17 protein-coding genes are annotated in these 16,708 nt (G+C 45.6%); 4 read left to right on the forward strand and 13 right to left on the reverse strand.

Translation table 11 applies throughout. The features are described 5' to 3' along the window. Window positions 1-34: 34 nt before the first annotated feature. The 8 genes from deoC to ATB78_RS13700 all read right to left on the reverse strand — a co-directional run bounded on the left by deoC (window position 35) and on the right by ATB78_RS13700 (window position 7,807). Entirely contained in the window at window positions 35-811 is a 777-nt protein-coding gene (deoC, locus tag ATB78_RS13670; protein WP_038894261.1) for a deoxyribose-phosphate aldolase, read from the reverse strand. A 580-nt stretch (window positions 812-1,391) separates the two neighbouring features. Then, window positions 1,392-2,675, reverse strand: a complete 1,284-nt coding sequence (locus ATB78_RS13675; protein ID WP_005439507.1) for a NupC/NupG family nucleoside CNT transporter — start codon at window positions 2,673-2,675, stop codon at window positions 1,392-1,394. A 204-nt stretch (window positions 2,676-2,879) separates the two neighbouring features. After that, window positions 2,880-3,653, reverse strand: coding sequence for a TatD family hydrolase (locus ATB78_RS13680; protein WP_061008925.1), 774 nt, complete (start codon window positions 3,651-3,653; stop codon window positions 2,880-2,882). Then, window positions 3,640-3,807 carry a DUF5363 family protein gene (locus ATB78_RS29850; protein WP_179947004.1) on the reverse strand — a complete coding sequence of 56 codons (168 nt, stop codon included), beginning with the start codon at window positions 3,805-3,807 and terminating at the stop codon, window positions 3,640-3,642. Before ATB78_RS29850 ends, ATB78_RS13680 begins: the two co-directional genes overlap by 14 nt. A 123-nt stretch (window positions 3,808-3,930) precedes the next feature. Beyond that, complete coding sequence (prfC, locus tag ATB78_RS13685; protein ID WP_005439503.1) at window positions 3,931-5,520, reverse strand: peptide chain release factor 3; 1,590 nt, start codon at window positions 5,518-5,520, stop codon at window positions 3,931-3,933. Between the two features lie 118 nt (window positions 5,521-5,638). Next, window positions 5,639-6,706: a GGDEF domain-containing protein gene (locus ATB78_RS13690; protein ID WP_061008926.1), complete on the reverse strand. Its 1,068-nt coding sequence runs from the start codon at window positions 6,704-6,706 to the stop codon at window positions 5,639-5,641. Between the two features lie 231 nt (window positions 6,707-6,937). After that, the gene (gene rimI, locus ATB78_RS13695; protein ID WP_061008927.1) at window positions 6,938-7,396 is read right to left on the reverse strand and encodes a ribosomal protein S18-alanine N-acetyltransferase; all 459 of its coding nucleotides are present in this window, start codon (window positions 7,394-7,396) and stop codon (window positions 6,938-6,940) included. A 12-nt stretch (window positions 7,397-7,408) separates the two neighbouring features. Then, window positions 7,409-7,807 (reverse strand): DNA polymerase III subunit psi, encoded by a 399-nt coding sequence (locus ATB78_RS13700; protein WP_005431900.1) that lies wholly within the window; start codon window positions 7,805-7,807, stop codon window positions 7,409-7,411. A 63-nt stretch (window positions 7,808-7,870) separates the two neighbouring features. Here ATB78_RS13700 and ATB78_RS13705 point away from each other — a divergent pair, with 63 nt between their 5' ends. Beyond that, window positions 7,871-8,323: a hypothetical protein gene (locus tag ATB78_RS13705; RefSeq protein WP_005439486.1), complete on the forward strand. Its 453-nt coding sequence runs from the start codon at window positions 7,871-7,873 to the stop codon at window positions 8,321-8,323. Window positions 8,324-8,406: 83 nt separating this feature from the next. Here ATB78_RS13705 and ATB78_RS13710 read toward each other — a convergent pair whose 3' ends face one another. Both ATB78_RS13710 and ATB78_RS13715 read right to left on the reverse strand, forming a co-directional pair. Then, entirely contained in the window at window positions 8,407-8,910 is a 504-nt protein-coding gene (locus ATB78_RS13710; protein ID WP_009707522.1) for an N-acetyltransferase, read from the reverse strand. After that, complete coding sequence (locus ATB78_RS13715; RefSeq protein ID WP_005431915.1) at window positions 8,894-9,421, reverse strand: SCP2 domain-containing protein; 528 nt, start codon at window positions 9,419-9,421, stop codon at window positions 8,894-8,896. Before ATB78_RS13715 ends, ATB78_RS13710 begins: the two co-directional genes overlap by 17 nt. A gap of 265 nt (window positions 9,422-9,686) precedes the next feature. Between ATB78_RS13715 and ATB78_RS13720 the strand changes: the two genes are divergently transcribed. From ATB78_RS13720 to ATB78_RS13730, 3 genes are all read left to right on the forward strand, one after another. Next, window positions 9,687-11,726 (forward strand): EAL domain-containing protein, encoded by a 2,040-nt coding sequence (locus tag ATB78_RS13720; RefSeq protein WP_005439475.1) that lies wholly within the window; start codon window positions 9,687-9,689, stop codon window positions 11,724-11,726. A 149-nt stretch (window positions 11,727-11,875) separates the two neighbouring features. Continuing rightward, window positions 11,876-12,889 carry a U32 family peptidase gene (locus ATB78_RS13725; RefSeq protein WP_005431919.1) on the forward strand — a complete coding sequence of 338 codons (1,014 nt, stop codon included), beginning with the start codon at window positions 11,876-11,878 and terminating at the stop codon, window positions 12,887-12,889. Window positions 12,890-12,909: 20 nt separating this feature from the next. Further along, the gene (locus ATB78_RS13730; protein ID WP_009707523.1) at window positions 12,910-13,788 is read left to right on the forward strand and encodes a U32 family peptidase; all 879 of its coding nucleotides are present in this window, start codon (window positions 12,910-12,912) and stop codon (window positions 13,786-13,788) included. A 70-nt stretch (window positions 13,789-13,858) separates the two neighbouring features. On the opposite strand, the gene vmrA is transcribed toward ATB78_RS13730, so the two are convergent. The 3 genes from vmrA to nlpI all read right to left on the reverse strand — a co-directional run bounded on the left by vmrA (window position 13,859) and on the right by nlpI (window position 16,697). Further along, a complete protein-coding gene (gene vmrA, locus ATB78_RS13735) occupies window positions 13,859-15,205 on the reverse strand; it encodes a sodium-coupled multidrug efflux MATE transporter VmrA (RefSeq protein WP_061008928.1) in 1,347 nt (448 codons plus the stop codon). Window positions 15,206-15,262: 57 nt separating this feature from the next. Next, on the reverse strand, window positions 15,263-15,676 hold the full coding sequence (locus ATB78_RS13740; RefSeq protein ID WP_005439471.1) for a MarR family transcriptional regulator: 414 nt from the start codon (window positions 15,674-15,676) through the stop codon (window positions 15,263-15,265). Window positions 15,677-15,773: 97 nt separating this feature from the next. Then, window positions 15,774-16,697, reverse strand: coding sequence for a lipoprotein NlpI (nlpI, locus tag ATB78_RS13745; RefSeq protein ID WP_005439469.1), 924 nt, complete (start codon window positions 16,695-16,697; stop codon window positions 15,774-15,776). Between the last annotated feature and the right edge of the window lie 11 nt (window positions 16,698-16,708).

The raw sequence follows: 16,708 nt of genomic DNA on the forward strand, positions 1-16,708 counted from the left end.
AAGCTGGTGCTACCGTTCAGACGTATTGTTGGAATTAGTACGCTGTTGGATCAGCGACTTCGTCCGATACTTCTAATGTATTTAGTAGGCTTGTTAGCAGGCTAGACGCACCAAAACGGTAGTGACGAGCATCAACCCAGTTGTCACCTAGGATTTCGTCAGCCATTGCTAGGTATGCCGCTGCATCTTCAGCAGTACGCACACCACCTGCTGGTTTGAAACCAACAGATTCTGCAACACCCATGTCACGAATAACTTCAAGCATCATGCGAGCGTATTCTGGTGTTGCGTTTACTGGCACTTTACCAGTTGAAGTTTTAATGAAGTCAGCACCCGCTTCGATACAGATTTGAGATGCTTTCTTGATTAGTGCTTCTTCTTTAAGTTCACCTGTTTCGATGATTACTTTAAGAAGAATGTCACCACAAGCTTCTTTACATTGCTTAACTAGTTCGAAGCCAACTTTCTCATCACCCGCCATTAGAGCGCGGTATGGGAAAACTACGTCTACTTCGTCTGCACCGTAAGCAACCGCCGCTTTTGTTTCAGCAACTGCGATTTCAATATCGTCGTTACCGTGTGGGAAGTTCGTTACCGTTGCGATACGAACTTCTGGCGTACCTTGCTCACGAAGTGTCTTCTTAGCAATAGGAATAAAGCGAGGGTAAATACAGATTGCAGCTGTGTTGCCTACTGCTGATTTCGCGTCATGACATAGTGAGATCACTTTTGCATCAGTGTCATCATCATTTAGCGTAGTAAGGTCCATAAGTTTCAGTGCACGTAGCGCTGCTGCTTTTAAATCGCTCATTTCTATCTCCGATCAATATTCAAAAAATTCACTACTCAGCTTCACATCGCTTCTCTAACTATAATCAACAAGTAGAGACAGCGTGAGATTTTAGCTAAGCAGTCTATTAATGAACGGACTTGGTTCCCTGAAGACTCGGCATATACTGCGAAAAATCATATACCAATTGCTATCCTTGTCACCGCACAGTACCAGTTTGGCCTATGGCACAACAATCTATGATTGCGGTGTCTTTAATATCACATCAAACAATAAAACGCTTGTGAGATTTGATATTGCAGGGCAATTCATTTGCCCATCGAGTATGTAGTATTCACTCTGTGATTAAGTGGTCATCATAACCACGAATTCGTGATTACTACATTATAGAGTTTCACCGCAAAACTGTAGCACCAAATAGAGCGCAAACGGTTTGTATCTCAAAATTTCCCAGCCCCTATTCCACCGACTGCGTAAGCTACTCACGTAGACCTACGTGCGGTTAATTTTTTAGGCCCGAAAAACGAAAAATGCCCCGCAGCAATCTCTTGCTACAGGGCATGATTTAAAACGGCGTCTATATATTAAGAACCGATTCTAATTAAAGTGCTGCAAGGCTAAGGCAGAAGCCTGCAATAGTCGCTGCCATTAGGTTAGACAACGTACCAGCAAGAACTGCTTTAATACCCATGCGAGCGATATCTGAACGACGGTTTGGTGCAAGGCTACCTAGACCACCAAGTAGAATCGCGATAGAAGAAAGGTTCGCGAAGCCACATAGTGCGAATGAGATGATAGCTGTTGTCTTCTCAGACATTACTTCACCAGTTGCCGCAACTACTTGAGCGCCTTCACCTAGGTAAGGTGTGAAGTTCAAGTATGCAACGAATTCGTTGATTACTAGTTTCTGACCGATGAATGAACCAGCAACAACTGCTTCGTCCCATGGAACACCGATTAGGAATGCTAGTGGAGAGAACGCGTAACCTAGGATAAGTTCTAGTGTTAGTTCAGGCATACCGAACCAACCACCGATGCCACCTAGCATACCGTTAACAAGAGCAATAAGACCTACGAACGCGATTAGCATTGCACCAACGTTTAGTGCTAGTTGTAGACCAGAAGCCGCACCGCCCGCTGCTGCGTCGATTACGTTAGCTGGCTTGTCGTCGCCACCGTCCATTGCTTCTTCGATGTCTTCGTGAGGCTGGTCAGTCTCTGGGTGAAGAATCTTAGCGAATAGTAGACCACCTGGTGCTGCCATGAATGATGCAGCTACTAGGTACTCTAGAGGAACACCCATTGAAGCGTAACCTGCTAGTACACCACCAGCTACAGATGCTAGACCACCACACATTACCGCGAATAGCTCAGATTGAGTCATTTTTGGTACGAATGGACGAACAACTAGAGGTGCTTCAGTTTGACCTACGAAAATGTTAGCTGCTGCAGACATTGATTCCGCACGAGAAGTGCCAAGCGCTTTTTGTAGTGCACCACCAAGAATCTTGATAACCCACTGCATTACGCCAATGTAGTAAAGAACTGAAATCAGTGCAGAGAAGAAGATCAGTGTAGGAAGAACGCGGAATGCGAAGATGAAGCCGCCGCCGCCGAATACTTCGAACATCTTGTCAGAAACAAGACCACCGAATAGGAAAGATGAACCATCGTTACCGTAGTTGATAACGTTAGAAACACCAGTAGAGAAACCGTTTAGTAGATCACGGCCCCAAGGTACGTAAAGAACAAATGCACCAAGGATGAATTGGATAGCAAATGCGCCACCCACAGTTCTAAAGTTGATAGCTTTGCGGTTAGATGAGAATGCAAATGCAATAGCAAGAAGCACTACCATACCGACTAGGCTCATAAACAGGCTCATAGTTTATGACTTCCTTATAAGTTATTTATTGGCGTGTTACAAAATGGAGCTATAAAGCGGGGGCAATTATACTCATGCAGAATCAATTAAAGTAATGCCACCCTCACACTTTCTTATAAGATTCATCATTGATTCACTCCCGTTTGTGAGTTATCTCACAATAAGCAGGAAAACGTTTTCGCTTTTAAACACCATCTTTAGATTTTATTCACATATAAAGAAGGCCGAATTGCTATTTTCCCATAGCTGAGAGGCAATCGATTGCTTACTTTCTGTGCGCAACAGAGCCAGCTCATTCAATACATGAATCAGTTTTGAAGGGTGATTAGGCTCGCCCTGATAGCCAATTATAGGCATATCCGGAGCGTCTGTTTCTAAAACGATATTCTCAAGTGATAATATTTGAATCGCGTCGCGAGTTTTATTCGCTCGTGGGTAGGTAATTGTGCCGCCAACTCCGATAAGAAAACCTAATCGAACCCATTCCATCGCTTGCTGATAACTGCCAGAGAACGCGTGCAATACGCCACCTTTAGGAAGCTTGGCAGCTTTGACTAGTTGGATGAGACGATTATGCGCTTTTCGGCTGTGTAAAATAACGGGAAGATCGAACCGTCTTGCCAGTTCGAATTGCAACTCAAGCGCCTGCTCTTGAAGCTCGACAGGCACATCTATTGCGAAGTCCAAACCGCACTCCCCTATCGCGACGCATTGTCGATTGGGTGAGGAAAGTAACGATTCCAGCTCTGGGGCAAACTGCTCAAATTCTGGTTGTAGAAAATAGGGGTGAAAACCCAGCGCGTAATAAAGGTGAGAGTATTGATTGGCCAGCTCTTGAATACGAGCCCAATTACTCGGCCCGACAGAAGGAATCAAGAGACGCTCGACCCCTTGCTCACAAGCGAGGTCAACTTGGTGAGCAAAATCCTCTTGAAACACATCAAAGTCGAAATGGCAGTGGGTATCAAACAGTTTCATTATTTGCTTTCCCGTGCTCTGCTTTTTTAGCAGGCTCGTCTTCATGAACTGGGTCTTGTTTATACGGCACACAACTGCGCTTTTGATCAGGCGTCAGCCCCATCTCTTTACACCAATCGTCGTAACGCTTGAGTCCTTTCTTAAACCAGTTCATTGCAACCTCTTCTGTTTAACAAACAAAAACCGAGTTTCACCAATAAAAAAACCGCCGTTAGCTAAGTGTATAGCTAACGGCGGCTTATGATCTAGTACGCGATGTAAAGCGAGTTAGATTCGATTAGTGCTCACGAGTCGCACGGAAATCGATATCAGGGAAACGCTCTTGCGCTAGGTTTAGGTTAACCATAGTTGGCGCGATGTACGTTAGGTTATCACCACCATCCAATGCTAGGTTAGTTTGGTTCTTACGTTGGAACTCATCCAGTTTCTTCGCATCGCCACACTCAACCCAACGCGCTGTTGCTACGTTAACGCCTTCGTAGATCGCTTCAACGTTGTATTCTGACTTCAAGCGAGCCACAACCACATCAAACTGAAGTACACCAACCGCACCAACGATCAGATCGTTGTTTTGCAGTGGACGGAATACCTGTACCGCACCTTCTTCAGAAAGCTGAACCAGACCTTTCAGTAGCTGTTTCTGTTTCAATGGATCTTTTAGACGAATACGACGGAACAGTTCCGGAGCGAAGTTTGGAATACCCGAGAACTTCAGCGCTTCACCTTGAGTGAAGGTATCGCCAATTTGGATAGTACCGTGGTTGTGTAGACCAATGATGTCACCCGCGTAAGCGTGTTCTGCACGAGAACGGTCACCCGCCATAAAGGTAACCGCATCTGAGATACTTACTTGCTTGCCAAGACGAACGTGGTTCATCTTCATGCCTTGTGTGTAAGTACCCGATACGATACGCATGAATGCGATACGGTCACGGTGTTTTGGATCCATGTTTGCTTGGATCTTAAATACGAAGCCAGAGAACTTGTCTTCTGTCGCTTCCACATCACGCTCAACCGCTTGACGAGTTTTCGGCGCTGGCGCCCACTCAGTCAGACCGTCTAGCATGTGGTCAACACCAAAGTTACCCAATGCAGTACCGAAGTAAACTGGCGTTAGTTCACCAGTAAGGAAAGCGTCATGATCAAATTCAGGGCAAGCGCCCATCACAAGTTCAAGCTCTTCACGAACGCTTGCTGCTAGGCTTTCACCCACTTTCTCATCAAGTTCTGGGTTGTCTAGACCTTTGATGATGCGAACTTCTTGGATCTCATGACCGTGGCCTGATTCGTAAAGAATCGTTTCGTCGCGGTGGATGTGGTAAACACCTTTAAACTCTTTACCACAACCGATTGGCCATGTGATTGGGGCACACATCATGCCCAACTCGTTTTCTACTTCGTCCAACACTTCCATTGGGTCACGAACGTCACGGTCAAGTTTGTTCATGAAGGTTACGATTGGCGTGTCACGCAGACGCGTTACTTCCATCAGCTTACGAGTACGGTCCTCAACACCTTTCGCCGCATCGATAACCATCAGACAAGAGTCAACTGCCGTTAGAGTACGGTAAGTATCTTCCGAGAAGTCTTCGTGTCCAGGAGTATCAAGTAGGTTTACCAGACAATTGTTGTAAGGGAACTGCATTACAGAAGTAGTAACCGAGATACCACGTTCCTTTTCCATTTCCATCCAGTCTGATTTTGCGTGCTGTGCGTTACCACGACCTTTAACCGTACCTGCTTTTTGGATCGCGTTTCCGAATAACAGTACTTTTTCAGTAATGGTGGTTTTACCCGCATCCGGGTGAGAAATAATAGCGAACGTTCTGCGCTTAGAAACTTCGCCTAGAAAAGGTGTATTTGACATGAAACTGGTCTTCTTTGATGTCTGATCGCTTGCTCAAAATTCAAACAAGCTTTATTCGATTCAATATTGCGCGGTATTCTCGCTTATTATTGCTTTAGGGGCAACTTTCCTAGCATGTTTAAAGGAAGTGACCTTGCTGAACTTCATCTTGCCAATCCAACACTTCTGGCTCAACAGTCGTCGTTGACGCCACCACAACTTGGTCACGCCCGTTTTGCTTTGCATCGTACAAAGCAATATCCGCACGTTTCAACCACTGATCGGGGGTGTCGCCTTCCAATAAACACTCCGCGACACCTACGCTTAACGAGACTTGTGCATGACGCGCAAAGTGTTTTGAACGAACCTTGTCGCTGATGCTGCTCATCATAAAGTGCGCCGTTTGTTCAGAAAGCCCTTCAAACAGGAGTAGAAACTCATCTCCACCTAAACGAAACACTAAATCATACTCGCGAGAATAATCATTAAGAATGGTCACAGTTTGGTTGATCACCTCATCGCCTACATCATGCCCGTACAAATCATTGACCTGCTTGAAGTGATCGATGTCGATCACGGCGATCGTTGACGCTTTGCCTAATCGCTTGTCATCCAATGCTCGATGTAAAAATGCTTCTAATTGCCCACGATTCAACGCTCCAGTCATGGAGTCCCGTGTGGACAGGAACGTCAATTTATCTTGCAGCTCTAGGATTTTATGTACGGCGACATGCGCGACGATCGCACAGCAAATCACGGCAAGAACAAAACGCAAAGTCACGTTCCATTCCAGTTGGTGCCAAGCAGAAATCGTACAACCAACAATGATCCAAGCATTAGTGACCAAGGCATCTTTAGTCGGAATAATAAATACCAGCGCCACAATCACAGGGAACACCCAGTACGTCGCAATAATGCCAAAGATGTGCACACTCAGAACCACCGACAACCAGAGCAAAAACAATGGAATGCGATAGCCTATCTTGCTTTCTCCCAGAATAAAGAGCGCCGCCAGTTCAATAACGAAGCTGAGTTGGAAGGTAAGCAGAACAACACCAAGGAAAGTCTCCCCGATGATTAGATTCTTGATACCAAGTGGCACAAACGTTGCCAAGGTGACCAACATTAAAACTTTAAGAACGGTTCCCCTGCTTTGCTCATCGAACAGTTGAGCGACAGGAGTGTCGAATTTTTGCGGATACGGCATCGTAAATCCTTCCTCCTGTTCAGATCTTGTTTCATATAATTTATAAACTTATAACTTGTATGGTAATAAAGCGAACAAAAATAAGCTCAACAAATATGTCAAAAGAATGAATTTGGAAGAGAGAAAGCTATGTTTTCAGATGGGAGAAAGTAAAAAGCCCCGGAAATTCCGAGGCTTGTTGATTTGGTTTAGCGTCCTGAGAGCGATGCAACCTGTTGGTTACAAAACACTTTATTCGTTAAAGAACAGATAGCTCATAATAATGGCGTCTTCTTTACCATTACCGGTTTCCGCTGGGTAATAGTTGTAACGACGGTCCACTTCATTGAAACCCGCTTGTTCATAAATATGGATAGCGGGATGGTTACTTTCACGCACTTCCAACCAAGCACTCTCAGCTTTGGCTTGTTCACAATACTCGATGAATGCATCCAGTAATTTTTGCCCTAACCCTTTGCCCTGTTGAGAAGGCGATATAGCAATATTCAATAGCGTCACTTCCCCGACAATATTCTGTCCATAGAAGTAACCAACCACTTGAGCGCCTTCAAGCATCACATGATGACAAGCGCCGCGACTGGATAAGTCACGAACTAAAGATTCTGCCCAGGGATGAGAATGCGCTTGTTGTTCGATTTGCCAAACTTGGTCGAGGTGCTCAGCACGCATCGGCGTAATTTCAATTGTCACGCGGTCGCTCCGTTAAGAGTACGAACAGATTTGTTGCCACAATGCGCGGCGTTGTTCGTTATTGCCATCAATATCTTGTAATAGCGGTGAAGTCAGTTGCTTGGCATTGATGCTGGCATCTGCCTCACAACCTGCGAACCACACCCACTCTAGTTGATGTTCACCCAACATGGATAAACGCTCAGGCTCTAGGTGCAGTGCGTCGTCGAGCGTGAGCTTAATGCTTTTTAATACGCGCTCAAACATCAAAGCTGTCTCGTTTTCTGGACACATTGGCGATACCAATAGGAGTTTACAAGAACTTTGCAAATCCAATAATGGTGATTGATAGCCTTCCAGCCTTTCTGGGTGACTCAGCTCCCAAGTGCTGATCCCCATTTCATGTAAATATTGTTTCTCGTTAATTGACATCTTTTGTCACCTATTTGAACGAGGCAATCCTATCAAAATTTCGCATTTAAAGTCAGAGGTGTTATGAAGCTTTTCCAATCACTCGCTATTACGTTACTTATCGCCACCACCAGCTTTACCGCTTTCGCTAAGGATAGCAACGATGGCTGGGAGCTAATCGCCGAGAAAACCGTAAACTTCCAAACCGAGACCGACACGGTAGAACCAAACGGTCTGTTCAAAAACCGCAAGTTCAGCAAAATCAAAATCAAATGTACTCAAGGCACCATGAGCATTAAGAACATGAAAGTGACCATGACCGATGGCAGCGAGAAAAAGCTCAAAACCATGGTTGGAACACTAACGAATGGTATGTCGACACGCGCTTGGACACTACCAGGTTCTGAAGATGCGAAGTTCAAACGTCTAGAGATGGAATACAAAAGCTGGGGCAACATGACATTGAATGCAGCTGGTATGAGTAAAAAGGCAAAAATCGAAGTTTGGGGTAAAAAACGCGTCCAAGAACAGGATTAAATCACTTTTGCTCTGTACGACTCACTAAGAGCTCAAAAACAAAGCCCGCTTTTACAGCGGGCTTTGTCATTCAATATTGGCGATTATAGCTCAGAAAATTCTGGAGAATAATCGATGCGACCAGAGCGTCCGTCACACTGACCTTCGACCAATTCTGCTACGCGGAACGCACCTTGCGGCACTTCCCATGCACAGTCAAAGCCCATATCTTCAGCAGCGGTAAAGCCTTGGCGCGCGTAGTAATCTGGCTCACCTAATACCACACATACTGGGTAACCAAAGTCACGTAGCGAATCAAAACCTTCTTTGATTAGCTCAGCAGCAATACCTTGGCGGCGATAGTCTTCATGTACAGCCAAAGGCGCAAGACCTTGCCAAGATAAATCTTCACCATTCAACGTCACAGGGCTAAACAGCGCATGACCAACCACTTCACCTTCATCAGTACAGGCTACCAAAGACAAAGTGAGCTTGCCGTTTTCACGCAAACGCATCACTAGGTTGGCTTCCGCATCTGTTGGGAAAGCGTGTTTTAATAAGCGGTCAATGGTGAGAATGTCCGCAGGGGCTTCAGTTCGAATAAGCATTCGCTACTCCGGTTTCTTGTGCAGGCGCTTGAACCCCTTTCTGAACAAAGTCAGCCAGTTGGTTCAGTGCTACTTGCATCGCTTTTGGTAACTGCTCTAAGTCGACACTGTCCATCAGGTTTTTCACTTCTAAGCCAAGCTCAGTATCGCCTTCAATAGAAAGGCGACGTTGGAAGAACAGTGTATCAGGGTCTTCTTTACGACCAGCAATAAGTACTAGGTCGTTAAGGTTACCACTAAAACTCACATCTTCCTGAACCGGTTTCTCTGCTACCACTAATTTTTCATCTTGGTAGCTGATGTACCATGCTAAGTTCAAGTCTTTAATCGCAACTTTCAGCCACTTGTCTTCAAGGAACTCAAAATCACCATCTTCTAGGGCTTCTTTGAACACCATTTTCAAACCTTCTAGCAAGGCTTTTTTCTGAACAGTTTGTGGCAATAACTGGACTGGAGATCGCAAAATTGATGCTGCGTTCTTTACTAGTTGACTGCGAATCTTGTTTAACACGCTAATTATCCGTTACTTTGTCATAAGGTTGTCTATCTTACGCAATAGAGTAATACCTGTACCTGTTATGTATCAATAAATCTGTTTGTTTTAGAAGTAGGCGGTTTACTCACTCAAACGTCGTTTTTTTGACCTTACGTGTATTATTGACGCTAAGTCGTGGATAAACGCTTTAATAACGGTATGTTCAAAGTTATAGTTATCAAAATAGCGTTTTTATTACACGGACGAATAATCAGGCTCATTGGAGATCGGTAACACCTTAATGCCTTCCCAGCAATTACAACATTGGTTTGCAACGCTTACCTCAAATAGCCCATTCTTTTTTGCCATTCTTGATAAGAAACACAATTATCGAATGGTGAGTGATCGCTATTGTGACATTGCAGGCTTAGGACACGACGAGATCGTTGGTCTGAACGACAGCCAAGTACTGGGAGAGCAGTTCTACAAGAAGCTCGCGCCCTACTACCAACGCGCGTTCAAAGGTGATCATGTTGAAGCGGAAATTACGCTCGACGAAACCGATCTTGAAACCAGTCTTCACTTCAGCCTTTCTCCCGTTCATGAAGAAAACGAAATTCGCTTTGTGGTTTTTCATGCCATCGACACGTCTGAAAAACAAATTCTGGTTCGCTCGTTAGAAGAGTCCGAAAGCAAGTTCGCTAAGCTAACTCAGCTGTTGCCCGACGGTTTGCTGTTGGTAGAAGATGACATCATCATTTCTGCCAATCCAGCCTCCGCACGTTTACTCGGGTTAAACTCGCCTCATGAGCTACTTGGAGAAGAGCTGACTCGTCTGTTTATCGATGAAAACAGCAAAAAAGTCTTCACTCATCGCATCAGCACATTACTCTCAGAAAAACCTTTTGTGTGTCTGACCAGCGCTCGTTGTGGCTTCGAACGTAAAGTTCAATTGCATGCCGATACCACAGCAATTCTCGGCAGTGAATCTCAAATCATTTTGATCCAAGATGCCGACGATGCGCCCAAGCTGCTCTCTTCTAATTCCAATGAAGATGCGCACATTGATTCACTTACCAAACTGTATAACCGCTTCGGCTTTACGAAACGCTTAGAGCAACTGATTAAGAGCCAGACGCCGTTGCTGGTTTTCTACCTCGACATCGATAACTTTAAGAATATCAATGACTCACTTGGCCATCACATCGGTGACAAAGTGATTCAAGAGGTTTCAGCTCGTCTAAAACGTTCTTTGCCAAATCAAGCGATTATTGGCCATTTAGGCGGCGACGAGTTTGGCATCATCCTGCCTGAGCCTGAAAACACTCGCATGGCAGAGATTTTATCTGAGCGCATTATTTCTCTGATCAACCAACCTTTCGATCTGCATCATTTCAGTAAGCGCCTAGCATGTTCTATTGGTAGTGTTCGTTACCCAGAAGACGGGCAAGACGCGCGCATTCTGCTGCAAAACGCTGATACCGCGATGTACGAAGCAAAAGATCGTGGTCGTAACCGTCTGATTAAATTTAACGATCAGATGAACAAGGAAGCACGTATGCGTTTGTGGTTAGAGATCGAGCTACAAAAAGCGTTGCAGCAAAACGGCTTGGAAGTATGGTACCAACCAAAAGTTAACGCCCGCGACTTCAGCATTAACGGAGCCGAGGCGCTAGTACGTTGGAAGCATCCGGTCGAAGGTTACATCAGCCCGGGGGCATTTATCCCTGTAGCTGAGCGTGCAGGCTTGATTGAACACCTTGGTCGTGTGGTCATGCGTGATGTGTTTAACACGGTAAAACGCTGGAAACTGCAAGGCATTCTACCGGGACGCGTGGCGATCAACCTCTCTCCAGAACAGTTTGGGAACCCACAGCTGATCGACTACATGGAGAAGCTACTACGCACCACCGAACTTGACCCAAGCTGCATTACCTTCGAGCTAACAGAAAGTGCGGTAATGAGCGACAGCGAACACACGCTGCAAATGCTTAATGCGATCAAGAAGCTTGGTTTCGCATTGTCTATCGATGACTTCGGTACGGGTTACTCTTCCCTTTCCTACTTAGCACGCTTCCCTATCGATGAGCTAAAAATCGACCGCGCGTTTATCAACGACATCGATACACTCCCGAAACAAGTAACAGTGATTGAGAACATCATCAACCTTGGTAAATCATTGGATTTGACCGTGGTCGCCGAAGGTGTGGAAACCCACCAACAAGCAACACTGCTATCGAACCTGCAATGTAACTCGATCCAGGGCTTCCATTTTTACCGTCCTCAACCTAAACACGAGGTTGAAGAGTTGTTTGCGCAAAACCGCCGTCATAAGAACTGATCTCAACTGCAACAAAATCTGAGTGTTACCCCTTACTCTCAAGGGGTAAATCTCAACTTTATTGAGCTAAACCTAACTTAGGTCAATTTCGCTATTCATAATTCTTCATAAAATGCGGGCACCTTTTTATTCTCTATGATTGTGAGCATATGGAACTCTTGTGTCCTGCGGGTAACCTGCCTGCGCTAAAAACCGCGATTGATTGCGGTGCAGACGCCGTATACATCGGCTTTAAAGACGATACCAACGCTCGTCACTTTGCTGGTCTGAACTTCAACGGCAAGAAGCTTGAAAAAGCGGTGCAATACGTTCATGACCGCAACAAAAAGATCCACGTTGCATTAAACACGTTTGCCCACCCAAATGGTTTCGAGCGTTGGACAAATGCGGTCGACAATGCAGCAGCACTGGGTGTGGACGCACTTATCGTGGCTGACATTGCGGTACTTGAGTACGCTGCTCGCAAATACCCAGAACTCGAACTGCACCTTTCTGTGCAAGCATCAGCGACCAACGTTGCAGCGGTAGATTTCTACAAGCAAAACTTCAACGTAAAACGCGTTGTACTGCCTCGCGTATTGTCTATCCATCAGGTAAAACAGCTTTCTCGTAACATCACTAGCGATGTCGAGCTAGAAGTCTTTGCTTTTGGTAGCCTGTGCATCATGTCAGAAGGTCGTTGCTACCTGTCTTCATACATGACTGGCGAATCACCAAACACCGTTGGTGCGTGCTCTCCGGCGAAATACGTTCGCTGGCAAGAAACAGAAAACGGTCTGGAATCTCGTCTTAACGATATTCTGATCGATCGCTACAGCGCTGGTGAAAACGCAGGCTACCCAACTTTGTGTAAAGGTCGTTTTGAAGCTGAAATTGAAGGCGAGAAAAAACGCTACCATGCACTGGAAGAACCAACCAGTTTGAACACTCTTTCTATGTTGCCTGAGCTGTTTGCGGCAAATGTGGCTTCCGTAAAAATTGAAGGTCGCCAACGTAGCCCTGCTTACGTAGAACAAGTAACGCGCACGTGGCGTGCAGCGATTGATCGTTACCAAGCAAACCCAGAAGCTTACCAAGTTGAAGCGGCTTGGGATGCAGCGTTGGCAAACGTGTCTGAAGGTACGCAAACCACACTTGGTGCTTACCACCGTAAATGGCAGTAGAGGTTAAGATGGATAACTCAATGAAATACGCACTTGGTCCACTGTTGTACTTCTGGCCAAAGCAAGACGTTGAAGCGTTTTATGAACAAGCAAAATCAAGCTCTGCGGACATCATCTACCTTGGTGAAACCGTATGTTCGAAGCGTCGTGAAATGAAGCCTGCACATTGGTTCGATATCGCGAAAGAGCTGTCTGCATCTGGCAAACAAGTCGTGCTTTCCACGATGGCATTATTAGAAGCGCCAAGTGAAGTGAACATCATGAAGAAGTACATCGACAACGGTGACTTCGCGATTGAAGCCAACGACGTGTCTGCGGTTCAACTGGCTTCTGAGCACAAAGTGCCATTCGTCGTTGGCCCTGCGGTTAACACTTACAACGCGCACACACTTAACTTGTTCCTAAAACAAGGCATGATCCGCTGGTGTATGCCTGTAGAGCTGTCTCGTGAATGGCTCAGCAATACCTTGGTTCAATGTGATGAACTCGGTATTCGCAATAAGTTTGAAGTGGAAGTTTTCAGCCACGGTTATCTGCCACTGGCTTACTCGGCGCGCTGCTTTACCGCTCGTGCAGAAAACAAAGCCAAAGACGACTGCGAAACTTGCTGCATAAAGTACCCAACGGGTATCCAAGTAAGCAGCCAAGAAGGCCAAGAAGTGTTTAACTTAAACGGCATCCAAACTCAGTCTGGTTACTGCTACAACCTGATCAACGATCTACCAAGCATGGAAGGTCTGGTTGATGTGGTTCGTTTAAGCCCACTTGGTCTTAGCACCTTCTCTGAGCTAGACCAATTCCGTTCAAACGAGAAAGGCACCAACCCAGGCAAGATCCAAGACCGCCAATGTAACGGTTACTGGCATCAACTTGCAGGTCTAGAAGTGAAGAACATCTAATCCCTGCTTACGGTTTCAAAGCCATAAAAAAGCGAGGTACTGACCTCGCTTTTTTTACATCTTTTCGTCGTTAAGACGCTTGAATACTTGGCTCTGCTGAACTCTCGTTCATTAGCTTCTTAATATCGCGCCACAACATCGTCATCACCACTAAACTCAAGGCGATGTTAGACAGTGGGAATGCAATCCAAATCCCCGTCACACCCAATAGCTTTGGCATGATGAACAAGAACGGCAATTGAATTGCCATATTACCAATGGTCACAAACATCGCTTTGCTGCCTTTGTTTACCGATTGGTAGTACGCCGCAGCAACCACTAAGAAACCATCCAAGAACAATGCAAACATATGGAGACGAATCCCCACTACTGTCGCATCAATCAGGTTTTGATCAGCATTGTTGAACACCGAGACAAACTCATACGGGAAGATGTTCATCAAAATAACAAACGCGACACCACCGAGTACTGACGTGCCCATTGCGACCTTTAACAGCTTACGAATATTGTCTTGATTGCGTGCACCGTGGTTGTAGCTCACTAAAGGCTGCATACCATTCGCGATGCCTTCCGCGATCAAGTAGTAGACCGTCACGATATAACCTAAGATGGCGTAAGCACCAATCAACAACGCACTACCGTACTGGGTAAACAGCGCATTATGCAGAGCGACCATCATCGAGCCGTATGCGTACATAAAGAAGCTCGATGTGCCGATCATGATAATCTTAGGGATAACATCAAATTGCATCTTAAGATCGCTGATAGTCAAACGCATCTTCGCTCTTGAAGTAAAGAAATATCCCACACCAAGAATGGTGACCACCATCTGTGCTAACGCAGTCGCAATAGCTGCACCTTCAAGCTCCCAACCAAGCCAAGCAATAAACAGGTAATCAAGCACGATATTGATCACGGCACCAATCACCATCAAGAGGGTAGCTAAGTTCGGGCTATCATCGTTACGCAGCAAAAACGGCACTGCGATTGAACCAAGGGAGAACACACACGCCACGCTTAAGATATGCAGGTACTGCAAACCAAGCTCGTATACTCGTCCTTCTGCTCCTTGCCAACGAATAAAGTCATCAGCGAAGAAGAACAAGGTTGTCGCTACGACAGGCATCAAAGCAACTAAAAGCAAAAGACCAGTTGAGAGAATACGTTTAGCACCTTCACTGTCTTTTTCACCTTGTTTGATAGAGGCGAGTGCCCCCGTACCTACGCCCACCATCATACCGATACCAAGTATCGAGCCAATGATCGGCCACGCGACGTTGATCCCGGCTAATCCATCAGCCCCCACATAACGACCAATAAAGATACCATCAACGACTTGGTATAAACCGTTGACCAGCATGGCTGCGACGGTCGGAATTGTGTATTTCCAAAACTGTTTATAAATAGAGTTTTGCATGACTACCACCAATAGTTAGCAAAGCTAACTAAATAGATAAAAGAATAAAATGTATGTTTAGTTTCCGAGCGCTTTATCCAGTAGCGCTTTCAGTTGCTGTGCTTCTTGCTTATCAAGTTTACGCACGAGTTGTTCAGAAATATCCTTGTATACCACCTGTTCAAGGGACATCTCTGCTATCACTTCTTCCGTTAGCAAAACGCGCTTTGAACGCGCATCTTCGTTACAAGCGATGCGTCTAACCAACCCCTTTTTCTCCAAACGAACCACCATATTCGAAGCTGAAGGTTTGGTGACTTGCAGCTCTTCAGCTAAGTCCGTAATACGCACACCTTCTGGATGAAGCTGGATCACTCGTAAGTAATCGAACTCATTAAAGCTCAAATGTGAAAGCGGATCTTCCTTGGCATAAACACGCCACGCTTTGGCACAAAATCGTTCTAACTCAATCAGGCTTTTTTCTAGTGCCATTGTGCTTTGCTCATTTAGTTAGCAAGGCTAACTATTTTAGAGAAGCTATCCAAATTCTTCAAGCACAAAAAAGCCGCTCTAGTTGAGCGGCTCACGGTTATTTTTCTTCTTGTTGCTGTTGTTCGGCTTTGAGCTTAGCAAGTTGTTCTTGCTGCAACTGATCGTAGATTTGCGCCAGTTCCAAGAAGGAGTAACGGTGTTCTACGTATTCATAAACGTTGAAAGAGATTGCTAGCTTGTACAATGAAATCGCATCGGCAATATCACCTTCTAATTGGTAACGCTTACCAAGGTAGAAGTAAGTTTCTGTTAAACGTTCAGCAAGACGGTAGTTTTCGCGCGTACCATCCATGATAGCTTTAAGCGCAGCATCATCAGACACATCACGCAGCATGATCGCAACTAAAACCCAGCCCCACTCTTCACTGCGGTCGCGTTGGTAACGCTTCTCTAGGTTCGCTTTTGCTTGCTCAGGGTTTTGCTCTGCTTCGATGATGTATAACCATAGCGCGCGGAACGGGTCACTTGGCATTTCTTCATAATGCTTAGTCATGTCTTCCAGAGCTAGGTCGATGCGACCGCCGTAATACAAAGCTATTGCACGGTTACGCTCTGCGTATGAATTCTGTGGCGCGAGCTCAAGTGTTGAATCAAATGCTTCGTAAGCGGCATCAAATTCACCCACTTGGGTAAAGTAAACACCTAATAGGTTGAAGATATCTGGTTGAGCAGGGTTCAGTTGCAGAGACTGATTAAAGTCCAAACGAGCCAAATCACGCAGGCCTACACTGTCGTAGTAGTTACCACGCTCGTAGTGCATCTTAGCGCGAACTTCATCGCTCAAGTCTGGACGCTGTAAAAGCTGGGAAAGACGTGCAATCTGAACTTCTTGCTGAACGCTTGGCTGTAGCGGTACCGCCATCGGAGGATAGATCCACTTTTGTGCCGAATGTTGAGAGGTATTAGCACAACCGGTCAGCGCGATAGCGACACATAAACTTGCGGTTTGAAACCATTTCACTAATTGGTACT

This window comes from Vibrio sp. CUB2 (assembly GCF_001557945.1).
GTDB lineage: Bacteria > Pseudomonadota > Gammaproteobacteria > Enterobacterales > Vibrionaceae > Vibrio > Vibrio owensii.

Excerpts from the sequence above, each read along its gene's own strand:
- ATB78_RS13730 (WP_009707523.1), top strand. The coding sequence starts at position 12,910 with ATGAAATACGCACTTGGTCCACTGTTGTACTTCTGGCCAAAGCAAGAC.
- ATB78_RS13710 (WP_009707522.1), bottom strand. The coding sequence starts at position 8,910 with ATGCTTATTCGAACTGAAGCCCCTGCGGACATTCTCACCATTGACCGC.
- ATB78_RS13700 (WP_005431900.1), bottom strand. The coding sequence starts at position 7,807 with ATGTCAATTAACGAGAAACAATATTTACATGAAATGGGGATCAGCACT.
- prfC (WP_005439503.1), bottom strand. The coding sequence starts at position 5,520 with ATGTCAAATACACCTTTTCTAGGCGAAGTTTCTAAGCGCAGAACGTTC.
- ATB78_RS29850 (WP_179947004.1), bottom strand. The coding sequence starts at position 3,807 with ATGAACTGGTTTAAGAAAGGACTCAAGCGTTACGACGATTGGTGTAAA.
- vmrA (WP_061008928.1), bottom strand. The coding sequence starts at position 15,205 with ATGCAAAACTCTATTTATAAACAGTTTTGGAAATACACAATTCCGACC.
- ATB78_RS13690 (WP_061008926.1), bottom strand. The coding sequence starts at position 6,706 with ATGCCGTATCCGCAAAAATTCGACACTCCTGTCGCTCAACTGTTCGAT.
- ATB78_RS13680 (WP_061008925.1), bottom strand. The coding sequence starts at position 3,653 with ATGAAACTGTTTGATACCCACTGCCATTTCGACTTTGATGTGTTTCAA.
- ATB78_RS13675 (WP_005439507.1), bottom strand. The coding sequence starts at position 2,675 with ATGAGCCTGTTTATGAGCCTAGTCGGTATGGTAGTGCTTCTTGCTATT.
- ATB78_RS13725 (WP_005431919.1), top strand. The coding sequence starts at position 11,876 with ATGGAACTCTTGTGTCCTGCGGGTAACCTGCCTGCGCTAAAAACCGCG.
- ATB78_RS13705 (WP_005439486.1), top strand. The coding sequence starts at position 7,871 with ATGAAGCTTTTCCAATCACTCGCTATTACGTTACTTATCGCCACCACC.
- ATB78_RS13720 (WP_005439475.1), top strand. The coding sequence starts at position 9,687 with ATGCCTTCCCAGCAATTACAACATTGGTTTGCAACGCTTACCTCAAAT.
- deoC (WP_038894261.1), bottom strand. The coding sequence starts at position 811 with ATGAGCGATTTAAAAGCAGCAGCGCTACGTGCACTGAAACTTATGGAC.
- ATB78_RS13740 (WP_005439471.1), bottom strand. The coding sequence starts at position 15,676 with ATGGCACTAGAAAAAAGCCTGATTGAGTTAGAACGATTTTGTGCCAAA.